This is a genomic window from Desulfosporosinus sp. HMP52 (assembly GCF_000765145.1).
In the GTDB taxonomy this organism is placed as follows: domain Bacteria; phylum Bacillota; class Desulfitobacteriia; order Desulfitobacteriales; family Desulfitobacteriaceae; genus Desulfosporosinus.
On the sequence record NZ_JMGA01000005.1, the window covers coordinates 38,056 to 58,937 of the forward strand.

A 20,882-nucleotide genomic window follows, 5' to 3' on the forward strand; every position below is an offset into this window, starting at 1 on the left:
AATTTAGTGTGAATTTATTATTCCCGAAAACTTAAATTATATTGAATCCCACCGATAAATAGAAAAAAAGCATTTGTTAACTACATTAGCTAACAAATGCTTTTTTCTTGTTTACTTGCCATACCGTTTCAAGGGTACTTTGGCATCTCTCAGTCCATGCCAGTAACAGGGACTAAAGTAGCGCAGACTTATTTTTGAGGGGTAAATTCTATGTCGAAGCACGCACCCTCGAATAACCTCAAGTCCGGCCCTGTCACATTCTTCTTGAAGTTCTTTAGACCAGGTTTGTTCCTGAAACCAAATTTTACCGCACCCTGCAGCTACAGCATCCGAGACTAAGGATGTAAGCTTTTCAGGGAGTAAGCATGGTATAATCACTGTTACTTTATCCGTCAGCTCAGTTAAGGTGGAGTAGACTTTACTTCCATCTAAACGCCCTAAACCCTCGGCAACAGGATATACCGTACATCTAAATTCCTTTAAGGCCTGCCAAACCTTCCAGGCATGTTTATGTGTCTTGAATTTCTCAATATCTCCTAAAACAGCAAATGTATCCTGAGTCGATAACCCATCAGCTAAAGGGTAAATCTTCTTTTCCCGCGCCATGAAAAAATCCTCCTCCCAGTTGCACCTATACTATGCATACGTAGAGAGGAGAATATTATGAGTATATGGCTATTGTATTACTTCATCAATTAAAGAAGGAAGTTCAGATCCTTCACTACTTACTGAAACTAATTCTTTAGCCAAAAGAATTCCTTCCGCTAACTTCTCTTTATCACTTCCATAAAGCTCTAAAATTGGTTCTCCAGCTTCAACCCACTCTCCTGCCTTTTTGACAAGCATAACTCCTGTTCCCAAATCAATAGGGCTTTCTTTAGTAACTCTACCTGCACCGAGAGTCATAGCTAAGATCCCTATTTTATGGGCGTCGAAGGGCTGGACATATCCTGATTCAGAGGCTAGGATTGGCAAGTTCCACGGAGCAATTTTAAGGCGTCGGGAAGCTACCGCTTCGGCGTCTCCTCCCTGCTCTGAAACAAAGGCCAGGAATTTTTTCCACGCTGCCCCAGTTTCAATACTATGACGCAAGCATTTTTTCCCTTCCCCCACATTAGCTACTGAGTCGCCGGCTACCAACATCCAAGCCCCTAATTCGAAGCACACATCCATTAAATCCTTTGGCCCCTTCCCCTGCAGAGCATCTGCTACTTCAAGGACTTCCAGGCTGTTACCTACTGCACGACCAAGAGGTTGGCTCATATTACTCAAGACAGCAATCGTCTGACGTCCCAGGGCCTTTCCGATATCCACCATGGTTCTGGCTAATTTTCGTGCATCCTCAACCGTTTTCATAAAGGCCCCAGACCCATACTTAACGTCTAAGACAATTCCTTGAGCACCGGCGGCAATTTTCTTACTCATCACCGAAGAGGCAATAAGGGGAATAGAGCTAACAGTTCCGGTTACATCCCGCAGAGCATAAAGCATCTTGTCAGCGGGAACAAGATTCCCTGTTTGAGAGATTACGGCTAGGCCGATTTTCTTAACTTGGGCTAAAAATTGATCTTGCTCAAGCTCAACAAGAAATCCGGGTATTGAACTCAACTTATCGATGGTTCCACCAGTATGTCCAAGTCCTCTTCCGGACATTTTAGCCACAGGGACACCACAGGCTGCAACCATTGGCCCGAGGAGCAAGGTGGTTTTATCGCCAACCCCGCCGGTACTATGCTTATCAACAAATCTTCCCCCTAAAGCAGAAAGATCCAGCTTATCTCCGCTATTAGCCATCGAAAGAGTCAGTTCCGCAGTTTCTTCCAGGGACATCCCTCTAAAAAACACCGCCATTGCCCACGCAGACATTTGATAATCAGGAATGTCTCCTTTCACATACCCATTAATGATAAAGCGAATTTCTTGCTTAGTAAGGGGTTCCCCATCTCTTTTCTTTTCAATAAGATCTACCATTCGCATATGAAATCACTCTTTCTAACCATAACTGTTAATTTACTTTTTACAGCACTCTCAGGAGCCCCTGGACAAAATCAACAAACTTTTTCTCAACTCGTTCGGCAGTTTCCATAACTTCGGCATGACTCAATTTTTGAGGTAAAATCCCTGCCGCCATATTCGTTACACACGAAATCCCTAAAACTTTCATTCCGCCATGATTGGCAACAATAACTTCGGGAACTGTACTCATGCCGACCATATCAGCACCACTCACTCTCAAATGACGAATCTCGGCAGGGGTTTCATAGCTGGGCCCGCTCATTGCCGCATATACCCCTTCGTGAGGCTGAATACCATATTCCTGCATAATCGATAAGGCTCTTTTACGCCACTCGGAATTATAGGCATCACTAAGGTCTGGAAAGCGCGGCCCTAAATTCGATAGATTCGAACCACGTAAAGGATTATCTCCCAACATGTTGAGATGATCTTTAATAATGATCAGATCCCCTGGTCTGAATTCCTGATTAATACCACCTGCAGCATTAGTAACAATCAGTCCGGTTACTCCTAAAACTTGCATTGCTCGAACCGGAAAGGTTACTTCTTGCATAGTGTAACCTTCGTAATAATGAAAGCGCCCTTGCATTATCACGACTTCCCGTTCTTCAACCTTGCCAAAAACTAATTGCCCGGCATGCCCCTCTACTGTCGAAACAGGAAAATGGGGAATATCTTTATAGCTGATTGTAACTTTATCTTTAACCAGATCTGCAAAAGCTCCTAATCCCGAGCCTAAAATAATTCCAAGCTCAGGTTTTGAGGAAACTCTATCTGCAATATATTTACGCACTTCGTCTAATTTTGAATTATATTCCTGCTCGGAAATCATTGAATCATCCTCCTATATTACCTATTTCTTCATAAAAACTTTTTCCATTGAGCAACAGTTCAGTATTTAAGAATTCTGTAACGGTGGCTCCTAGATCTGCGAAAGTCGACCTCACACCGAGATTTACTCCTCTAGACAAATTTGGCCCCCAAACTAAGAGCGGTACATATTCCCTTGTGTGATCCGATCCAGGGTGGGTTGGATCACACCCATGATCAGCTGTAATAACCAGCATATCCTCTGAACGCATTTTCTGAAATATTTCGGGCAAACGTTCATCAAATTCCTCTAAGGCTTTGGCATATCCCTCAATATCATTGCGGTGTCCATATAACATGTCAAAGTCAACAAGATTAGCCATAATTAGGCCATTCTCTGCCTTGGACATAAACTCTAAAGTTTTATTGACACTATCCATATTTCCTTTGCTGAGTACAGAATTCGTAACACCCCGACCAGCATAAATATCCTTGATCTTTCCTACCGTAGAGACTTCTAACCCACGTTCCTTGATATATTCCAACAATATCTTATGGGGAGGTTCAAGGGCAAAATCATGCCGATTTGTGGTTCGATAAAAGTTTCCGGGTTTACCCAAAAACGGTCGCGCTATAACACGTCCTACTTGTAATTCATCGGTTAGCATATCCCTGGCGATCTGACAAATGCGCATTAACTCCGGTAAAGGAATAATTTCCTCGTGGGCAGCCACTTGAAAAACCGAGTCTGCTGAGGTATAGACAATGGGTCTTCCTGTCCGAACATGCTCTTCCCCAAGGCGCTGAATAATTTCTGTTCCTGAGGCAACTTCATTCCCCATCACATTTCTCCCGATAGCTTTCTCATAGCTGTCGATAAACTCTTTAGGGAAACCTTTGGGGAAGGTCGGAAGGGCTCTCTCCAAAATCACCCCTGCCATCTCCCAATGCCCAGTTGTTGTATCCTTACCTAAGGATTGTTCCGCCATTTTTCCATAGTTTCCCAAAGGACTAGGGTTAGCCGGCACCCCTGTGATGGAATTAATATTCCCGAGACCAAGTTTTTGGAGATTAGGCAGATTAAGTCCCCCGCGCTGACGAGCAATATTACCCAGGGTATAGCTTCCCACATCACCATAGTTCGCTGCATCAGGCATTTCTCCAATTCCCACACTGTCTAAAACAATTATTATTACTCTCCGAGACATGCCCTCTTCACTCCTTAAGCTTAAAATCCGCTCGTGGATGAGCTTTTTGAAAAACGTCTAACAAGCGCCGTCTTGTCAAATGGGTATAGATTTGGGTAGTCGCAATGTCCGCATGACCTAGCATTTCTTGCACCGAGCGCAGATCAGCTCCGTGATCCAGAAGATGAGTTGCAAAACTATGCCGAAACATATGAGGGGAAATTGATTGCTCAAGATTATGCTCTTTTCCCCATCTTTTTAGAATATAAACCACTCCTTGTCGCGTTAAGGCTCGACCATGAGCGTTCAAAAACAGAATATCGGTAGTTTTTTTTCCACACAAACGTTTTCGAGATCCACTTAAGTAACGCTCCAATACTTGGATAGCCTGTTCGCCTAAAGGTACAATCCGCTCCTTATTTCCTTTACCAATACAACGTACATAGCCAACATCCAAGGAAACATCTGACAAATGTAATCCAATCAATTCTGAGACTCGAAGTCCGCAGCTATAGAGAACCTCTAAGAGGGCCAGATTCCGGAGTGAAAGATCCGACTCCTCTTCTGATTTTAGTAGTTTGTCCAACGTCACTTCTGACAACACCTTTGGTAGTTGTTGATTTAACTTTGGCGTTACTAAATAGGTCGTTGGATTATCCTGGCGTAGCCCTTCGTCTAGTAGAAAAGCAAAAAATCCTCGTATAGTTGCATTACAACGTGCAATAGTTCGAGGTGATTTTCCATTTTCTTTACATAGTAACAGAAATAAGAATAAGTCATTTCCCTCACATGCCAGAAGGTCTGTTCCCCGTTCCTTTAGATAAATCCTTAGCTGGCGCAAATCACGTTCATACGCCTGCCTTGTGTTCTCCGAAAGCCCTCGCTCAACCTGAAGATATGTTAAGAACTTTTTTAATAGCTTCTCTTCGGAGGTCACTTATTATCCCCCCTTTCTTACATTGTTCTACACAGGCAGGGGATTTTCCTTGTTCTTAGGGATTCTATCAAACATGTAACTCTCTGGAAAGAATTATTTCTACCCTTAAAGGATTTCCGTGTGGATTCTGATCGTTATGTAACAGAGTAGACATTAAGCTATTGCACACTGCGACTAGCTTGGGCAGCAGCACCGCAAGTAAAATTAAAAGCAAAAAAACTCTTCCGATATATAGAAAAAAATCCAACCAGTGTCTTGTTGGTAGCATCACGCTCCCCCCTATCTCTAAAACCTATGCGCTTCCGGATTGTCCTTATCCTAAAAAAAGAAGGACCGCAAATTAATTCGGTCCAAATAAAAATCGAGTGAAGCTCCGTTACGGATTCCACTCGACAAATAATAATCTAACTTTTTAGCTATTATTCTATTGATCTATCAATTAGAGGAGGGCCTCTTCTAAGGGGGTATACATTATGTTAAGTGATTGAGCGACAGCTTTATAGGTCAACTTACCGTTAATGACATTGACCCCTTTACGTAAGGATCTATTTTCTTGAATTGCTTTAAAATACCCCTTATTAACAATCTCAAGTGCATACCCAAGGGTTACATTAGTCAGAGCAAAGGTTGATGTTCGAGCAACTGCTCCGGCAATATTGGGAACCGCATAATGAACAACACCATATTTAATAAAAGTGGGATCATCATGAGTTGTAACACGATCAATAGTCGCAATACTTCCCCCTTGGTCAATTGCAACATCAACGATAACACTGCCTGGTGACATTGCTTGAACCATATCTTCAGTAACTAAGTGCGGCGCCCGGGCACCTGGAATAAGTACAGCGCCAACGAGCAAATCGGCTTTAGCAACACTGTTGGCAATATTGAACGGGTTAGACGCTAAAGTTCTAACTCTGCCGTTAAACATTTCATCAATGTCTCTTAGTCTTTGGGTACTCTTTTCCACAATTGTAACTCCTGCACCTAGGCCAATAGCCATCCTGGCTGCATTCGTTCCAACAATTCCCCCTCCAATGATGGTTACATTAGCAGGTGTTACTCCAGGAACTCCTCCTAGTAGGACTCCCTTGCCACCTTTGGGTTTTTCTAACAATTCAGCTCCAATTTGTATTGACATACGACCTGCTACTTCACTCATCGGAATAAGCAAAGGCAGTGACCCATTATCTAATTGAATGGTTTCGTAGGCTATGGCGACGACTTGTTTCTCCATGAGCATCTTGGTTAATTCCGGTTCTTTAGCTAGATGCAAATAAGTAAATAGAATTTGTCCCTTTTTAAAATACCCATATTCTTCTTGAACCGGTTCCTTAACCTTAATGATCATATCAGCTGTCCAAACTTCTTCGGCTGAATCAACGATCTGAGCACCAGCATCCATATACTGTTGATCGGTAATGCCACTTCCTTCTCCAGCTTCCTTTTCTACGAATACTTTGTGCCCAGTTAAAGTAAACGCGTGGACTCCTGCCGGAGTAATAGCTACACGACTCTCATTGTTTTTAACCTCTTTCGGTACTCCAATCAGCATGATTAAACCTCCATCTCACTCATTAGCCTTTTATCCGATGACTACTTGATAGTTGTATTATAATGCAACTCTTGTCCCGATAGCAAGCCTTGAAATCTGCAGCGTCCTAGAATTGCCCATATGTTAACCTTGGTATCTAATAATAACACTTAAAGATGGAAAAAGCGCAAACCAAGGATTGAAAAATATCCTTGCGCAACTCCAACTGCAACAGCCCCCACAGATACAAAGGCAGCGGCTGCAGTATAATATAAAAACTCCCTTCTTAAAGACTCTCCTCTAGCTTTACCACGGAGTAATAGAAACGAAAAGATTGTAGCTAACCCCGCCCCAAGAAGCAATAAAGGAATAGAGAATATTGTTGGTACAAACATAGTCGTTAATACCAGAGCGATTCCTAGCGTGCCTTTGGCACCAATAATAAAACTAATTGTAAAGCCTAAAATGAATCCTCGAGTAAAAACAATCAAATAGATTAATGGCGCACCAATAATCGTAAGCCCTAAGATCCAAATTCCAGCCATCATAATGAACATATCCCTGGCCAACTGTCCGAGAAAAGCAGGCTCAAATGTTGTTGGTTGGCTTTTCAAAAGTGTCTCCAAAAAATTGCCTAATTGAGAGGTTTCGGAAACTCCTAAAGCATTAACCCCTACTCCCCCAAAAACCATACCTGCAAGATAAACACTGGAAAGCGTAAGATAAATAACCCAATATTGCCGAATGTGTTCGCCAAGCTGTTTCCACATACTTTATCCCTCCCCTAGCCCCTAAAAGATTTTATTCCATAGGATGGGAAAGTATGTCCACAACTCTGCCAAATAGTCCACCACCACCCGCATCTACTACTAATTCTCCATGGCGTGCTTTAATTATCCAAGCCGCGACTTTTTCACCCGCAATGGACTGCAATTCTTCAAATTCAACTTGATGCAAAATAGCCATTTCCGTACCAAAGGCCTTTAATAAACGCTCATACATTTTAGCTCCAATTCCAGGGAGCTGCCTCAAGGGAACTTGATGAACATAAGTTGAAACATCATGTTTACCGATTGGACGGTCAGCTATACTTAATAAGCGATCTAAGACCCCCATAACCACCTGTCGGCTTCCGCATCTCGGACATGTCAGCTGTGGGGCTGGATTATGAACTATTTTTTCACAAGTCAAACAATAGGTTCGATGATATTTCCCAATTTTCGGGGGCAAGCCATAATTTCGAACCACCCCTTTGGTTTTTCCACTGACCAAATCCAACAATCCTCCAAAAGAGAGATCAGTCCGGGTGAGTGAGTTGTACTCTCGGGCAATATTAGGCAGAGAGTGAGCATCAGAGTTACTGAACATTACCATTGAATCAAGTTCGCTAATGCTCTCAGCCATACTTCGATCAGCACTAAGGCCAATTTCTATAGCATTAGGCAAGGTTGGCAGAACATCTCTTAAGCGCCGACAACAATTTCCGTAAATACCCTTATGGGGTGTGAAAACATGGGCTGGAAACCAGATTCCCTCTGCCTTGCTAACAGCTTCTAACCATAAATCGATTGGAAGGTGGCCTTTCTGGGTACTTAACTGCCAGTTCTTAAGGCAACTTTTTATAGAGCGAACATAGTGTTCTACTTGCTCGATATATGGGAAATAGGCCAATAAATGAGCGTTCCCTTCTCCCACCTGTAATTCAATTTCATGTCCTGGAACCAGTACTAAACCTTTACATGAATATCCTCCCCTTGAAAGGGGTTTCAGATCCCCAGAGGCGAGTAAGGCCTTGTAATCCCCTTGGACGCCTGGGGAATGAGAATCTACAATCCCAACTAAGGAGAGCCCCTTTACTTCTCTGGCTACACGAATAATATTGGGTAGTGTTAATGACTTTGCCCCAGTGACTTTCACACATTTCCCATCCAGGCTTTGACCGATATGAATGTGCAGATCTGCAAAGACCATCAAATTTGACCTTGAAGAAGCAGTATCCCAAGAATCGTTTTGGCATCTTTGAACAGGTTCTGCCGCGCCATTTGCACTGCTTTATCCCAGGGAATTCTTTCTACTTTTAAAAATTCGTCTTCATCCGGTTTTAGGGGATCCCAAATTAAATCTCGAGCCAAGAATAAATGCATAACCTCGTCCGTAAACCCCGGCGTGGTATAAAAGGTACTAACACCTTCCATACTGCCTCTATAACCTGTTTCTTCACGAAGTTCCCGTTCAGCACATTCCAGGGGAGATTCATTAGCATCCAGTTTTCCTGCAGGGATTTCTAAAGTCTCTTGAGCAATTGCATATCGATATTGACGCACCAAAAGTATTTCTTGATCCAATACAGCAATTACGCCCACAGCGCCTGGATGTCTTACCACCTCACGCGTTGACACATGCCCATTTGGCAAGAGCACAGAATCCCGTTCAACTCGAATTATGCGCCCCTCTAATATAACTTCCCCCTCTAAGCATTCTTCCAGTAAATTGTCCTTTTCCAATAATTACTCTCCCTCTCTTATTCCTTTAATCCATCTTACCCTATATTTCAGCGTAAAATTCAACATGTTAGAGGCATTATAAGCATCCGTTTGATCCTCTCCAAATGCTTTATAAACCATCTTGAATAAGAAAAATACTAACTCTTTTTAACTAAAGTTTAAAAGATTTAGTATTCTCTCATGCAAATTATTACCCGCTATTTACTCTTGCGTCCTAACCTAGTACATTATCGACATCCGCAGTTTGTCAGCAACCATTGCTACAAACTCCGAATTTGTCGGTTTACCCCGATCCACATTAATGGTATAGCCAAAAAAGCGATTCATGAAATCGACATTTCCCCGATCCCAAGCCAATTCAATGGCATGACGAATGGCTCGTTCAACTCGACTTGGAGTTGTCTGATATTTTACGGCAATCATTGGATAGAGCTCTTTGGTCACCGCCCCCAGCAGGGATACATCAGTAACTACATTTACGATTGCATCTCGTAAATACTGGTACCCTTTGACATGGGCTGGTACACCCATTTGGTGAATCATTCTGGTAACTTCTACTTCGAGATTTTTCGAAGTAGGTGGTAAAATTCCGGTGGAAATCTGTGAACTTGAACTTAAATTCAGATTATTGTTAGACGCTGTATTAATATTAGGATTTGTAGTAGCGCTCGAATTCATGGCACCTGCTCTGTTGCCATTGGAAGCACTATTTAGGGTACTAGAAAAATCATCTTGTAATTGACGAATTCGTTTCCCCAGAATTTCTAAATCAAAGGGTTTCAAAATGTAATAATTTGCACCAAGACTGACAGCCCGCTGAGTCATCGATTCCTGCCCAAAAGCAGTCAAGATAATAATCTTAGGTCTAAGGGATGCATTTTGAAGTTTTTCCAATACACCTAATCCATCAAGATGGGGCATTATGATATCTAATAGCACAACATGAGGTTCTTCCCGAGAAATTAATTCTAGAGCCTCATTTCCATGATATGCTACCCCTACAAGGCTCATATCCTCCTGACGTTCAATATATTCCTTGACCACCTCGACAAATTCTCGGTTGTCATCTGCTAATAAGACACGTATAGGCCTTTGCATTTCCCAGGATCCCCCTCATTCGCCGCTTTCAGTTTATATTTTCGACAACTGTTTTAATACTCCTGCTTTTCAAGCGAGAAATTTAACTTTTTATTTCGAAATTGAATCAGAGCAGCCGAAATGGCTGCTCTAAAAATATTTAATTGACACTTAAGCCGCTTCCTGTTTACCGGGCATGGAGCTGTCATTGATCATGTTCTGAATAAAAACTCCATACCCTCGTTGTGCGTCATTCACAAAGACATGAGTTACTGCTCCAATTAGCTTGCCATCCTGCACAATTGGACTTCCGCTCATTCCTTGAATGATGCCGCCTGTAACTTCTAGCAGTCTGGGATCGGTTACTCTAATAATCATATTTTTACTGTCTGTTCGATTATGCATAACTCGATCGATATTAACAGTAAACTCCTCAATCTTTTCTCCTTTTATTACCGTATATATTTTTGCGGGGCCGACTTTCACATCTGATTCCCATCCAACCGGAATGGCTTCCTTGAAATAAGGATTTTCAACTTGTCCATTCATTTTACCAAAAATACCTGTCATAGTATTTTTTTCGATAGTTCCACTAAAACTAGAGTTGGGAACAAAGGAACCGATTTTCTCACCCGGATGACCACGTTTCCCCTTTTCAATAGCGTAAATTGTTGAGGCTATTACCTTTCCATTATAAACTTCTATCTTCTGATTAGTATCTGCGTCGGTAATTACATGACCTAACGCACCATATAAATTATTTGCCGGGTTTATAAAGGATAAGGTTCCGACACCTGCAGCTTCATCGCGAACAAATAAGCCCATTCTATACCTTCCGGTCTCAACACAATAAATAGGAGTGACTACTTTTTCAACCATTTGGTCTTGATGTTTAAACAATACTGTTGCGGTTCCTTTTTGTTTACCTGCAGCATCAATTGCATTGGATACCTCTTGGTCTGTTTTAACGTCTTGGTTTTCAATTTTCAACAAAATATCTCCTACTTGAATCCCAGCATCTTTGGCAGGAAAAGAATTCTTTCCATTCTTATCAACTACCGGAGCCTGTCCTACTACCATAACTCCTTTTGTCTGCAAGGTAACACCAATCGATTGGCCTCCTGGAATTAATGACATAGGACTCATTACTTCAACTTCTCCCGTCTTTAAGGGAAAGATACCAAATAGCTTATAAGCTATATCTAGCTTTTGAGAAACCTGTGAATTAGATAAACTTGAAGAAGAAGCAGAAACAGATGAAGTTTTTTCAATTCGAATAACTTTTGACCAAATTCCACTGACACTTGGCTCTACTTGACTAACTTGAGCTTGATGCATTTGAGGCAATTCTACTAATAGTTGAAGGAAGGTGCAATACAAGAGACTGATCACTAATAATACACTTCTTTTTTTCACTCTCTTATCATCCTCCACTCTATTCTCCCCATTTAATCTCCCCTTTTTTCCTCGTTTATAGAGCGGTCAATATAATAAGTTAGTGAAGTTGTTGCTTCGAAATTCTAATCTTAAATTATCCAAATCACTTCTTTTTCATCCTGACAAATGTGTTCCAGATTCACTAAAACAATTCCAAATTAGACAAAATAAAAAGATTGCATAATTTTAATTACGCAATCTCAAAAAAATCTAAGAATGTACCCATACCTCGTACCTCAGGTTTACCCGCGTCCTAATCGCTGCCATAATTCTTGGGCATGTTTACGAGCTATTTCTATTTCTCCGCCTCCGAGCATTCTGGCAAGTTCCTCAATACGCTCATTCTCAGATAATATATCAACACGAGTCCGAGTCCTTTCCCCAGTTACTTCCTTTATTATACCATAGTGAGCTTCGGCAAAAGCCGCGACCTGAGCTGCGTGTGTAATACAGAAAACCTGCTTATTTTGAGCAATCTTGGCCAATTTTTCACCAACTCGGTGAATCGTTCTGCCTCCCACGCCACTGTCTACCTCATCAAAGATAAAAGTGCCTACACTTTCGACTCTAGCCAGCAAACTCTTTAAGGCAAGCATCAAACGAGACATTTCTCCGCCCGATGCAACTTTTGCCAAGGGTTTGGGAGGTTCCCCCAAATTAGCCGAAAAATAGAATTCTGCTGTTTCAAACCCACCTGTGGTAGGCTCGTCATTAGGTGTAAACCGTACTTCAAAACGACTTTTCTCTAAACCCAAATCAGCAAATTCCAGCGCCAGTCCGTTTTCAATGTTCTTAGCAATTTCATGACGTTTTAAGCTCAGCTGTTTTGCTACTTTTTCATAAGCTTTGAGGGCTTCTCGCTTTTCTTGATTAATTGTTTCAAATTGTTCCTGAACATGGGTTATCTGATCCAGTTCTTGAAGCATAGTATCCCGCTTAGCTAAAACTTCTTCAATTGTAGTTCCAAATCTCTTTAGCTTTTTGAGAAGAATCAGTCTCTCTTCAATCTGGTCGAGCCTTCCGGGTTCGAACTCAAAATTATCACGATATGCCCGAATTTGTTCAGCCAGATCTTCGGTGGAGTAGTAGATAGATTCGATTTGGTCATAGACATTTAAACTCTCATCTAAGCGATTCAGTTCCTGCAGGGCTTTACGCACCCGGCCTAGCATATCAAAGACTGATGGCTTGCCAGCAGAGCCTTCATAAAGGGTCTCATAAGCCTCAGAACCCAAACTTGAAATTCTCTCTGCATTGCTGAGTCGTTTCCTTTCTTGAGAGAGATTTTCTTCTTCGCCGGGCACCGGATTAACCCGTTCAATCTCCTCAATTTGAAACGCAAGCACCTCTTCCCGCTTTTGTCGTTCATCTTCTGAGATAGATAAGTCGCGTTCTTTGCGAAGAATCTTTTGGTAGGCTCTGGCAGCTTTACTCACTAAATCAACATCACCTTGAAGGCCTCCAAGAGCATCTAAAAGATTTTGGTGGGTGTCAGGGCGAAAGAGAGAAAGATGTTCTATTTGACCGTGAATATCTACAAGCCCTACACAAAGTGAACGATAGAGAGTCAACGGAATTGACCGGCCTTGAACACGGCAGACGTTTTTTCCCGTAGAGTTTATTTCCCGAAAAAGAAATAACTGTCCATCTTCAACAGGATAGCCAGCTTCTTCGAGCCTAAGTAGATACTCCGGGGCCAGATCCTCAAAGACACCTTCAATCCGTGCCCGGGATTCCCCGTGCCGGATGAAATCGATGCTGGCTCTCCCACCTAACAGAACCCCCAAGGCGTCGATTAGCATAGATTTTCCTGCGCCGGTTTCTCCTGTAAACACTGTTAAGCCCCGACCAAAGTCCATGCGAACAGTCTCCATAAGTCCAAAATTCTCCACGTTAAGCTCCGCGAGCATAAAATTCCTCCTATCCCAGCAAGGCGCTTATCCTTTCAAGAACCGTCTGAACGGCCTCCTTTGGCTTGATTACCAATAGAATTGTGTCATCTCCTGCAACAGTACCAATAAGCTCTTCCCAGTTGCTGTTATCCATAATTGCTGCTAAGGCATGAGCGTTTCCGGGTATCGTTCGTATTACAATAAGATTATCTGTGTCATTAATAGACACCATAGCTTCTCTTAATAACCTCTTCAAACGATCTTGTACGTTCACCGGATGAGCTTCGCTTGGAATTGCATAGCGGTACTCTTCCCCTTGGCTGGGGACTTTTATTAAGCCCATTTCTTTAATATCTCTAGATACGGTTGCCTGGGTAACATCAAAGCCGGATAAACGTAGTCTTTCAGCAAGATCCTCCTGAGTATGAATAATTTCCTTAGTAATAAGTTCTTGAACCTTCATTTGGCGACGTGCTTTCATACTCTAGCCTCCTTTCACGAAAGTGTGAGGTTGCTTGACGCAACCTCCAATCCCGCTTATACAATCTGAATTTATGCCTGGAGCATCGACATCACACCTTGATTTTTAATCATGCCAACGATCTCTTAACTTCTCTCGAACAACCTGCGGGAAACTACGAGTGCCTATTCGAATCAATAAAGCTTTTGTTGGCGCAGTTTTGATGACAACTGCTTGATCTGCATAAATTAAGGTGCTTTGTCTGCCATCAAAGGTCACTACACATTTTTCTCCATTAGCCAAGAGGATTTTTATTTCTTCTTCATCTGAAACAAGCATAGGCCGAGCAGATAAAGAATGTGCAGCTAAAGGGGTCAATAAAATTGCTTGAACATTTGGACTGACAATTGGCCCTCCGGCAGAAAGTGAATAGGCTGTGGATCCTGTTGGCGTAGAGATTATCAAGCCGTCGGCAGGATAACTGACGGAAGGTTCTCCGGAAAGGTTTGCTTGCAATGTAATGATTCCATCACTGCCTGCTCTGGAAAAAACCACATCGTTTAATACCCTGTAGGAAGCACCGTCTTGACCGCCGCCGTTAATAACTACATTAAACATCAAACGCTCTTGAATTTGATATTCTTGCCGCAGAAGTTTTTCCAAAGCGCTGTAGACTTCTTCCCGTTCAATTTCACAGAGAAAACCCAGTTTTCCGAAATTCACTCCCATCACAGGGATTCCATAGGTGGAAGCTTCTCGGGCTGCCTGGAGAAGAGTACCATCCCCTCCCAGAGATATTAGAAACTCTATCTTGTGCTTAATAATATCTTCCCACTCGGTTAAAACCTGCCAACCACGAGCTTGAAACCAATCCTCAATCTTGACCGCTAAGGTCAGGGCTTCCGGTTTACTCATATTACGCCACAAACCAACAATTTTTTGCATAGATACTATTCCGTCTCTTTCTGAGCCTTTTGAACTACAAGTTCCAGCTCTGAATGCCAATCTATTCCCTCTTCATTTTGCAAACCTAACCAAGCTAAATATTCAATATTTCCCTCTGGTCCACGAATTGGTGAATAGTTTAACCCTAAGACCCGAAATCCTATACCTTCTGCTTGACTTAAAACTGTCGCAATAACTTGCTTATGAACGCCACTATCTCTTACAACGCCTTTTTTCCCCACATGCTCTCGCCCAGCCTCGAATTGAGGCTTGATCAGAGCTACTACTTGTCCATCATCTTTAAGGATTGCTATCATTGCCCCAAAGATTTTAGTAACCGAAATAAAAGCAACATCCGTTACAACCCAATCAACTTTCTCCGGCAAGGTATCCTTAGAGAGATAACGTGCATTTACTCGCTCCATGGAGACAACCCGAGGATCTGTCCGCAGTTTCCAGTCTAACTGCCCATACCCGACATCAACTGCATATACTCGTTTAGCACCGTTTTGTAAAGCACAATCTGTAAACCCTCCCGTCGAAGCCCCTATATCTACGACTACTTTGTCCTTAAATGAGATGGGAAAAGCCTCCAGTGCTTTGGCCAGTTTTAATCCTCCCCGCGAAACAAATGGCAGGATCTCTCCTTTCAACTCAATTATAGATTCTAGAGAAACTTCTACCCCCGGTTTATCTACACGTTGTCCGGCTACAAAAACAATTCCTGACATTACCATTGCTTTAGCCTTCTCACGGCTGGCTGCCAAGCCGTTCTTGACCATTAACACATCAATTCGTTCTTTTCCTTTAGCCACTGTATCCCGTCCTTTAACCTTGAGCAGAAATTTTACGACTGAGCAACGTTGCGAAATAGCCTTAGCCGTTCAGCGGCTTGCATAATACCCTTTGTTGATAAACCATGGATCGAAAGCAATTGAGGAATTGGGCCTTGATCAACAAAACCAGGGTATCCCAATCGTTCGACTGTTACTCCGCTGAGCCCTTCTTCTTCAAGAAATTCTAGAATCGCGCTTCCCATGCCCCCTTTAAGAGAATGGTCTTCTAAGGTGATAATCTTTTTAGTGAGTCGAGCATAGTGAGATAAGAGTTTACGATCTAAGGGATTTATATAACGCAAGTTTATAACAGCGGCGTCTACCCCGCGCTGACTTAATTCTTGTGCCGCCTGAAGACAAGTATGTACCATTGGGCCAATCCCAATTAAAGTTACATCTCTGCCATCTCTCAAGACTTCTGCTTTTCCAATAGGAATTTCGGTTAGGTCATCATCTAGCGTCACACCTTGCCCCACTGATCTTGGATACCGCAAGGCAACCGGGCCGTCATGTTTTAGTGCCGTAAAAAGCATATGGCGCAACTCATTTTCGTCTTTAGGAGCCATTAAAACCAGGTTAGGAATGATTCTAAAAAAGGATATATCAAACACTCCATGATGGGTGGGTCCATCATCACCGACAATACCGGCACGGTCAATTGCCAAAACAACATTGGCTCCTTGCAAACAAACATCATGCAAAACTTGATCATAGGCTCTTTGATAAAAGGTAGAGTATATGGCGACTACAGGTTTTAGACCCCCGAAAGATAATCCAGCGGCAAATGTCACTGCATGCTGCTCAGCAATCCCCACATCAAAAAAGCGTTTAGGAAATTCCCTTGCGAATTCTTTCAGACCTGTTCCACTGGGCATTGCTGCAGTAATCGCCACAATTTTTGGATTTTCCTTAGCCAGCTTACAAAGAGTTTCTCCAAAAACTGTGGTGTAGGTTGGGGGAGCGGATTTTTTAATGACTTTCCCAGTTTCCGGATCAAAAGGGCCTAGTCCATGAAAAACATCCGGATTCTCTTCAGCCGGTTTGTACCCTTTTCCTTTACAAGTCACAACATGAACAAGAACCGGCCCTTTCTTATTCTTAGCTTGGTCTAACACTTGCTCTACACAGGCTTGATCATGACCGTCAATAGGGCCTAAATAGGTAAACCCTAACTCTTCAAAAAGCAGTCCGGGAACAAGTAAGTACTTTACGCTATCTTTAGCTTTAGCAGCTAGCTTTGCTACCTGATTTCCTATCCCAGGAATTCGCTTTAATAGATACTCCAGATCTTCTTTTCGCTTATCATAGAGTGGATCCGTCCTTAATCGGTTCAAGTAGGTAGACATAGCGCCTACATTTGGTGAAATAGACATCTCATTGTCATTCAAAACCACAATGACGTTGGTTTCACTATGTCCTGCGTGATTTAAGGCTTCGTAAGCCATCCCACCAGTCATAGCTCCGTCTCCAATGACAGCCACAACATGGTGTTTTTCTCTCAGAACATCCCGAGCTTTGGCATACCCAACTGCGGCTGATATGGATGTGCTGGAGTGGCCTGTTTCAAAACTGTCGTGGGGGCTCTCTCCTCGTTTAGGGAAGCCTGACAATCCTTTGTACTGACGAATGGTCTTAAACTGTCTTAATCGCCCTGTCAAAAGTTTATGTACATAGGTTTGGTGACCGACATCCCACACAATTTTATCCTGGGGGCTATCAAATATTCGATGTAACGCCAAGGTTAGTTCCACAACCCCCAGGTTCGGCGCTAAATGCCCTCCGTTTTTGGAGACCACTTTTATCATTTCTTCTCGAATCTCTTGCGCCAACATATTTAGCTCTTGAAAATCTAGCTTGCGCAAGTCCCTAGGTTCTTGGATCCTTTCAAGAAGTCCCATCCTTCTTCCCCCCTTGTAATTAAGCTGTATTCAAAGCAGAAAATCTAAATTAGAAGACTTACTATTATCCCAACAATGACTCCCCCAAAAACTTCGAAAGGAGTATGTCCAATCAGTTCTTTTAATCGTTTTTGAGCAAGATCCGGTCCATGATATAAAAACTCAATTAATTTATTCAGAACCTCGGCCTGTTTTCCGGCAGCCCGTCTGACTCCGGTAGCATCATATAAAACAACTATCAGGAAAACAGCCGCTACCGCAAAAATGGGCGAATCCCAGCCATGGTATTTCCCAACACCTAAAGCCAATGCACTCACCATTGCGGAGTGGGAACTGGGAAAACCACCGGAACTAAAAAATAATGAGAAATTTAGTTTTCTTATTACAATTAGATTAACGATTACTTTTAAGAACTGGGCAGAAAACCAGGCAGTAATCGCCGAAATCAGGATTGCATTGTGGAAAATCCCCAGAAAAAAAGGCATAATATCTACCTCTTTTAGTGTTTGCGTTCTTCAATATAAAGTGCCAGCTCATTAAGAAAGTTTCCCTTTTGGCCGAATGGTTTAATTGCGGCTTGAGCTTTGAGAATTTGAGAATGCAATTCTCCAGATGCTCCTTCAAGCCCTAGCAAAGAAACGTAAGTCGATTTGCCCTGTCGCAGGTCACTCCCAGCGGGCTTACCGAGAATTTCACTGTCCCCAATCACATCTAAAATATCATCTTTTATCTGAAATGCTAACCCTAAGGCTTGAGCATAATCAGTAAGAGCTTGTATATCATCTTCAGTCCCACCACCTAAAACTCCTCCGAGACGTGCCGAAACAGTTAATAAGGCGCCCGTTTTACCCTTATGAATTTCTTCAATCTCAGGCAAGGTAAGGACTATTCCCTCGGCGGCTACGTCCGCAACCTGCCCCCCAACCATACCGTCTTTTCCTGAAGCAACAGCGACTTCACGAATAATCCGCAGTTCCCTTTCCGGTTGACCTAGCTCTAAACTGGCCAGCAGTTCAAACGCATAGGTTAAGAGGGCATCTCCCGCCAGAATTGCTCCCGCCTCACCGTAAACTTTATGATTGGATAATCTCCCCCGGCGATAGTCATCATTATCCATCGCCGGCAAATCATCATGAATTAATGAGTAGGTATGGATAAGTTCCAGAGCTGCAGCGGCTCTTAGGATACTTTCAGGTTTTCCACCCACAGCTTCGGCTGAGGCTAGCGCTAACACAGGGCGAATCCGTTTTCCCCCTCCGATTAAGGAATAATACATACTCTCATCTAGACTATTCTTTCTCCATGGCAACTGTGCCAGAGTTTCTTCGATCATAGTCAGATATCGTTGAAAGGTTTCCTTAAACACGTCTAACGTTCATCCTTCCCATCAAAACTAGCTGGCTTTATTTGCAACTGTCCATCTGAACCTTCAAGCAATATCTCCATCTGTTTTTCTGCTTGATCCAACACCTGTGAGCAATATTGAACGAGACCTACGCCATCCTTAAATAAGTTCAGAGCCTTTTCTAAAGGCAGATCCTTTTGTTCCAGCATCCTTACAATTTCCTCCAAAGTTTGAAGCCCCATTTCTAAGGATTTTGGTTCATCGGCTTTAGTCTCTTCTACTTTATCATGCTCTAAATTGAAAAGATCCCCCGTAGCTATATCTATACTCATAGATTAAATCCCCTTCTCCAAAACGCTGCAGTTTAGACGCCCTTCGCTTAAACGAACTTGTATTTGTGAATCAACCTCGATATCATGAATCGACCGAAGCAAGGTACCGTCTTCTTTATAAGCCAGCGAGTAGCCTCTTCCCAGAATCGCTAAAGGGCTTAGTAAATCCAGCTTTGCAGCCAATAAATTTAGTATACCATTTTTATCGATTACAAATCTAGTCATCCCCTCTTGAAGGCGCATTTGCAAAGAATCTAAGCGTTGACGATTCTGATCTATTCGCCAGAAAGGGTCTCTGAGGGGCCCCTTGTTAGCAAGGCCCGTAATCTGCTGCCGTTTCCGTTCAATTAATAGTGCCATAGCCCCCCGCATCCGAAGGCTCATTTGAGCTACTAACAACTGAAGCTCATCTAAAATTGGCACAGCCAGCTCTGCTGCGGCTGAAGGGGTCGGTGCCCTTAAATCTGCTACGTAATCTGCAATGGTTACATCGGTTTCATGACCTACCGCTGATATAATAGGAATAACCGAAGCGGCGATAGCACGGGCAACTATATCGGTATTAAAAGCCCATAGTTCTTCTAAAGAACCTCCGCCTCGCCCGACAATAATAACATCTACAGACCCATGGCGATTGAGACGCTCAATCGCTTGAGCCACTTCAAAGGGTGCCCCTTCACCTTGGACAGCAGCTGGCGCTAAGATCCAGGACATCCTGGGATGACGGCGTTCAATGATATTGATAATATCTCGAATTGCTGCCCCTGTCGGGCTTGTTACAATACCAATGCGCCTGGGCAAGCGTGGTATACTCTTCTTGCGGTTGGGATCGAACAATCCTTCTTCAGCCAGCTTCTTTTTCAACTGTTCAAAAGCCAAGTACAGTTGACCAAGCCCACTGGGTTCCATTTCCTCTGCATAGAGTTGTATGGTACCATCCCGCTCATACATACGAATATTGCCACGAATTAGAACTTTTAGACCATCTGAGGGAAGAAAGCGCACTCGTTCTGCTCGACTCTTAAACATTACTCCTCTTAGATTCGACGTCTCATCTTTAAGGGTAAAATACCAATGACCTGAAGCGCGATGATATTTAAAGTTTGAAAGTTCCCCGCTAATCCAACAATTATGTAAATCCCAATGTTCCTGCAAGACCTGACTTATTCGGCCCACCAACTCAGAAACAGTCCATATTTTCGGCACAAACTTCACCTCACTGCTATAATATCACAAAGAAAAGACAGGAGGAAATAATGAGGCTGCCTTTGGGCGCTACTGATTTTTCGGGATAGATCTCATCCTGACAGGGGACGGTTCCTGTCGGGCTCTGGAGGGAGCGCGTTTCTGCACGCGTCTGCGAGTTCCGCCGCTGGCTCGCTGGACGGTTCGCGAGCGCGTCCGAACCTCCAGGTATTTCTGCATGTGAACCTGCGGCGCGCTACGGGGACGCGAACCGTCGGCCCTCGCCTTAACGCGGCTCCACTGACGCATCCGCTTTGCAGAAAAGCGCTCCTCCAGCCAGTTTGTTGGGATTGGAAGTAGAACTTTAGGGGTGCTATGGTAAGACATCGTGGAATCTTTTTCATCATCTGCTGATGCTGCGAAGCGGCATGGGAGGCTACCCTTAAAAATCCCCCAAAACACTCCTAATAATAGACCCGAAAGACAG

21 protein-coding genes are annotated in these 20,882 nt (G+C 43.1%); all 21 read right to left on the minus strand.

Annotated features, from left to right (window positions below; genetic code table 11):
* Window positions 1-111: 111 nt before the first annotated feature.
* On the minus strand, window positions 112-606 hold the full coding sequence (locus DP73_RS02100; RefSeq protein ID WP_034597128.1) for a CoA-binding protein: 495 nt from the start codon (window positions 604-606) through the stop codon (window positions 112-114).
* Window positions 607-675: 69 nt separating this feature from the next.
* Window positions 676-1,977: a pyrimidine-nucleoside phosphorylase gene (locus DP73_RS02105; RefSeq protein ID WP_034597130.1), complete on the minus strand. Its 1,302-nt coding sequence runs from the start codon at window positions 1,975-1,977 to the stop codon at window positions 676-678.
* A 40-nt stretch (window positions 1,978-2,017) separates the two neighbouring features.
* The gene (locus DP73_RS02110) at window positions 2,018-2,848 is read right to left on the minus strand and encodes a purine-nucleoside phosphorylase (protein ID WP_034597131.1); all 831 of its coding nucleotides are present in this window, start codon (window positions 2,846-2,848) and stop codon (window positions 2,018-2,020) included.
* 4 nt (window positions 2,849-2,852) lie between these two features.
* Window positions 2,853-4,034, minus strand: a complete 1,182-nt coding sequence (locus DP73_RS02115; protein ID WP_034597133.1) for a phosphopentomutase — start codon at window positions 4,032-4,034, stop codon at window positions 2,853-2,855.
* A 7-nt stretch (window positions 4,035-4,041) separates the two neighbouring features.
* The gene (gene xerD, locus DP73_RS02120; protein WP_034597134.1) at window positions 4,042-4,950 is read right to left on the minus strand and encodes a site-specific tyrosine recombinase XerD; all 909 of its coding nucleotides are present in this window, start codon (window positions 4,948-4,950) and stop codon (window positions 4,042-4,044) included.
* A 67-nt stretch (window positions 4,951-5,017) separates the two neighbouring features.
* Window positions 5,018-5,218 carry a hypothetical protein gene (locus DP73_RS02125; protein ID WP_034597135.1) on the minus strand — a complete coding sequence of 67 codons (201 nt, stop codon included), beginning with the start codon at window positions 5,216-5,218 and terminating at the stop codon, window positions 5,018-5,020.
* Window positions 5,219-5,389: 171 nt separating this feature from the next.
* The gene (gene ald / locus DP73_RS02130; protein ID WP_014901989.1) at window positions 5,390-6,505 is read right to left on the minus strand and encodes an alanine dehydrogenase; all 1,116 of its coding nucleotides are present in this window, start codon (window positions 6,503-6,505) and stop codon (window positions 5,390-5,392) included.
* A 149-nt stretch (window positions 6,506-6,654) separates the two neighbouring features.
* On the minus strand, window positions 6,655-7,254 hold the full coding sequence (locus tag DP73_RS02135) for a stage II sporulation protein M (RefSeq protein ID WP_034597136.1): 600 nt from the start codon (window positions 7,252-7,254) through the stop codon (window positions 6,655-6,657).
* A 31-nt stretch (window positions 7,255-7,285) separates the two neighbouring features.
* Window positions 7,286-8,455, minus strand: coding sequence for an endonuclease Q family protein (locus DP73_RS02140; RefSeq protein ID WP_034597138.1), 1,170 nt, complete (start codon window positions 8,453-8,455; stop codon window positions 7,286-7,288).
* Complete coding sequence (locus DP73_RS02145; protein WP_034597139.1) at window positions 8,455-8,988, minus strand: NUDIX hydrolase; 534 nt, start codon at window positions 8,986-8,988, stop codon at window positions 8,455-8,457. Before DP73_RS02145 ends, DP73_RS02140 begins: the two co-directional genes overlap by 1 nt.
* A gap of 219 nt (window positions 8,989-9,207) precedes the next feature.
* Window positions 9,208-10,086, minus strand: coding sequence for a sporulation transcription factor Spo0A (gene spo0A, locus DP73_RS02150; protein ID WP_014901985.1), 879 nt, complete (start codon window positions 10,084-10,086; stop codon window positions 9,208-9,210).
* Window positions 10,087-10,236: 150 nt separating this feature from the next.
* A complete protein-coding gene (spoIVB, locus tag DP73_RS02155; RefSeq protein WP_205623350.1) occupies window positions 10,237-11,499 on the minus strand; it encodes a SpoIVB peptidase in 1,263 nt (420 codons plus the stop codon).
* Window positions 11,500-11,744: 245 nt separating this feature from the next.
* Complete coding sequence (gene recN, locus DP73_RS02160; RefSeq protein WP_034597140.1) at window positions 11,745-13,412, minus strand: DNA repair protein RecN; 1,668 nt, start codon at window positions 13,410-13,412, stop codon at window positions 11,745-11,747.
* A 10-nt stretch (window positions 13,413-13,422) separates the two neighbouring features.
* Window positions 13,423-13,875 (minus strand): arginine repressor, encoded by a 453-nt coding sequence (gene argR / locus DP73_RS02165; RefSeq protein ID WP_034597142.1) that lies wholly within the window; start codon window positions 13,873-13,875, stop codon window positions 13,423-13,425.
* A 105-nt stretch (window positions 13,876-13,980) separates the two neighbouring features.
* On the minus strand, window positions 13,981-14,799 hold the full coding sequence (locus DP73_RS02170) for an NAD(+)/NADH kinase (RefSeq protein ID WP_034597143.1): 819 nt from the start codon (window positions 14,797-14,799) through the stop codon (window positions 13,981-13,983).
* 5 nt (window positions 14,800-14,804) lie between these two features.
* Window positions 14,805-15,614 (minus strand): TlyA family RNA methyltransferase, encoded by an 810-nt coding sequence (locus DP73_RS02175; protein WP_034597144.1) that lies wholly within the window; start codon window positions 15,612-15,614, stop codon window positions 14,805-14,807.
* 32 nt (window positions 15,615-15,646) lie between these two features.
* Window positions 15,647-17,533, minus strand: coding sequence for a 1-deoxy-D-xylulose-5-phosphate synthase (dxs, locus tag DP73_RS02180; protein ID WP_034597145.1), 1,887 nt, complete (start codon window positions 17,531-17,533; stop codon window positions 15,647-15,649).
* Between the two features lie 44 nt (window positions 17,534-17,577).
* The gene (locus DP73_RS02185) at window positions 17,578-18,018 is read right to left on the minus strand and encodes a divergent PAP2 family protein (RefSeq protein WP_034597146.1); all 441 of its coding nucleotides are present in this window, start codon (window positions 18,016-18,018) and stop codon (window positions 17,578-17,580) included.
* A gap of 14 nt (window positions 18,019-18,032) precedes the next feature.
* Window positions 18,033-18,899: a polyprenyl synthetase family protein gene (locus tag DP73_RS02190; RefSeq protein WP_034597147.1), complete on the minus strand. Its 867-nt coding sequence runs from the start codon at window positions 18,897-18,899 to the stop codon at window positions 18,033-18,035.
* A 2-nt stretch (window positions 18,900-18,901) separates the two neighbouring features.
* Complete coding sequence (xseB, locus tag DP73_RS02195; protein WP_081962912.1) at window positions 18,902-19,210, minus strand: exodeoxyribonuclease VII small subunit; 309 nt, start codon at window positions 19,208-19,210, stop codon at window positions 18,902-18,904.
* A 3-nt stretch (window positions 19,211-19,213) separates the two neighbouring features.
* Window positions 19,214-20,416, minus strand: coding sequence for an exodeoxyribonuclease VII large subunit (gene xseA, locus DP73_RS02200; RefSeq protein ID WP_034597148.1), 1,203 nt, complete (start codon window positions 20,414-20,416; stop codon window positions 19,214-19,216).
* Window positions 20,417-20,882 lie beyond the last annotated feature (466 nt).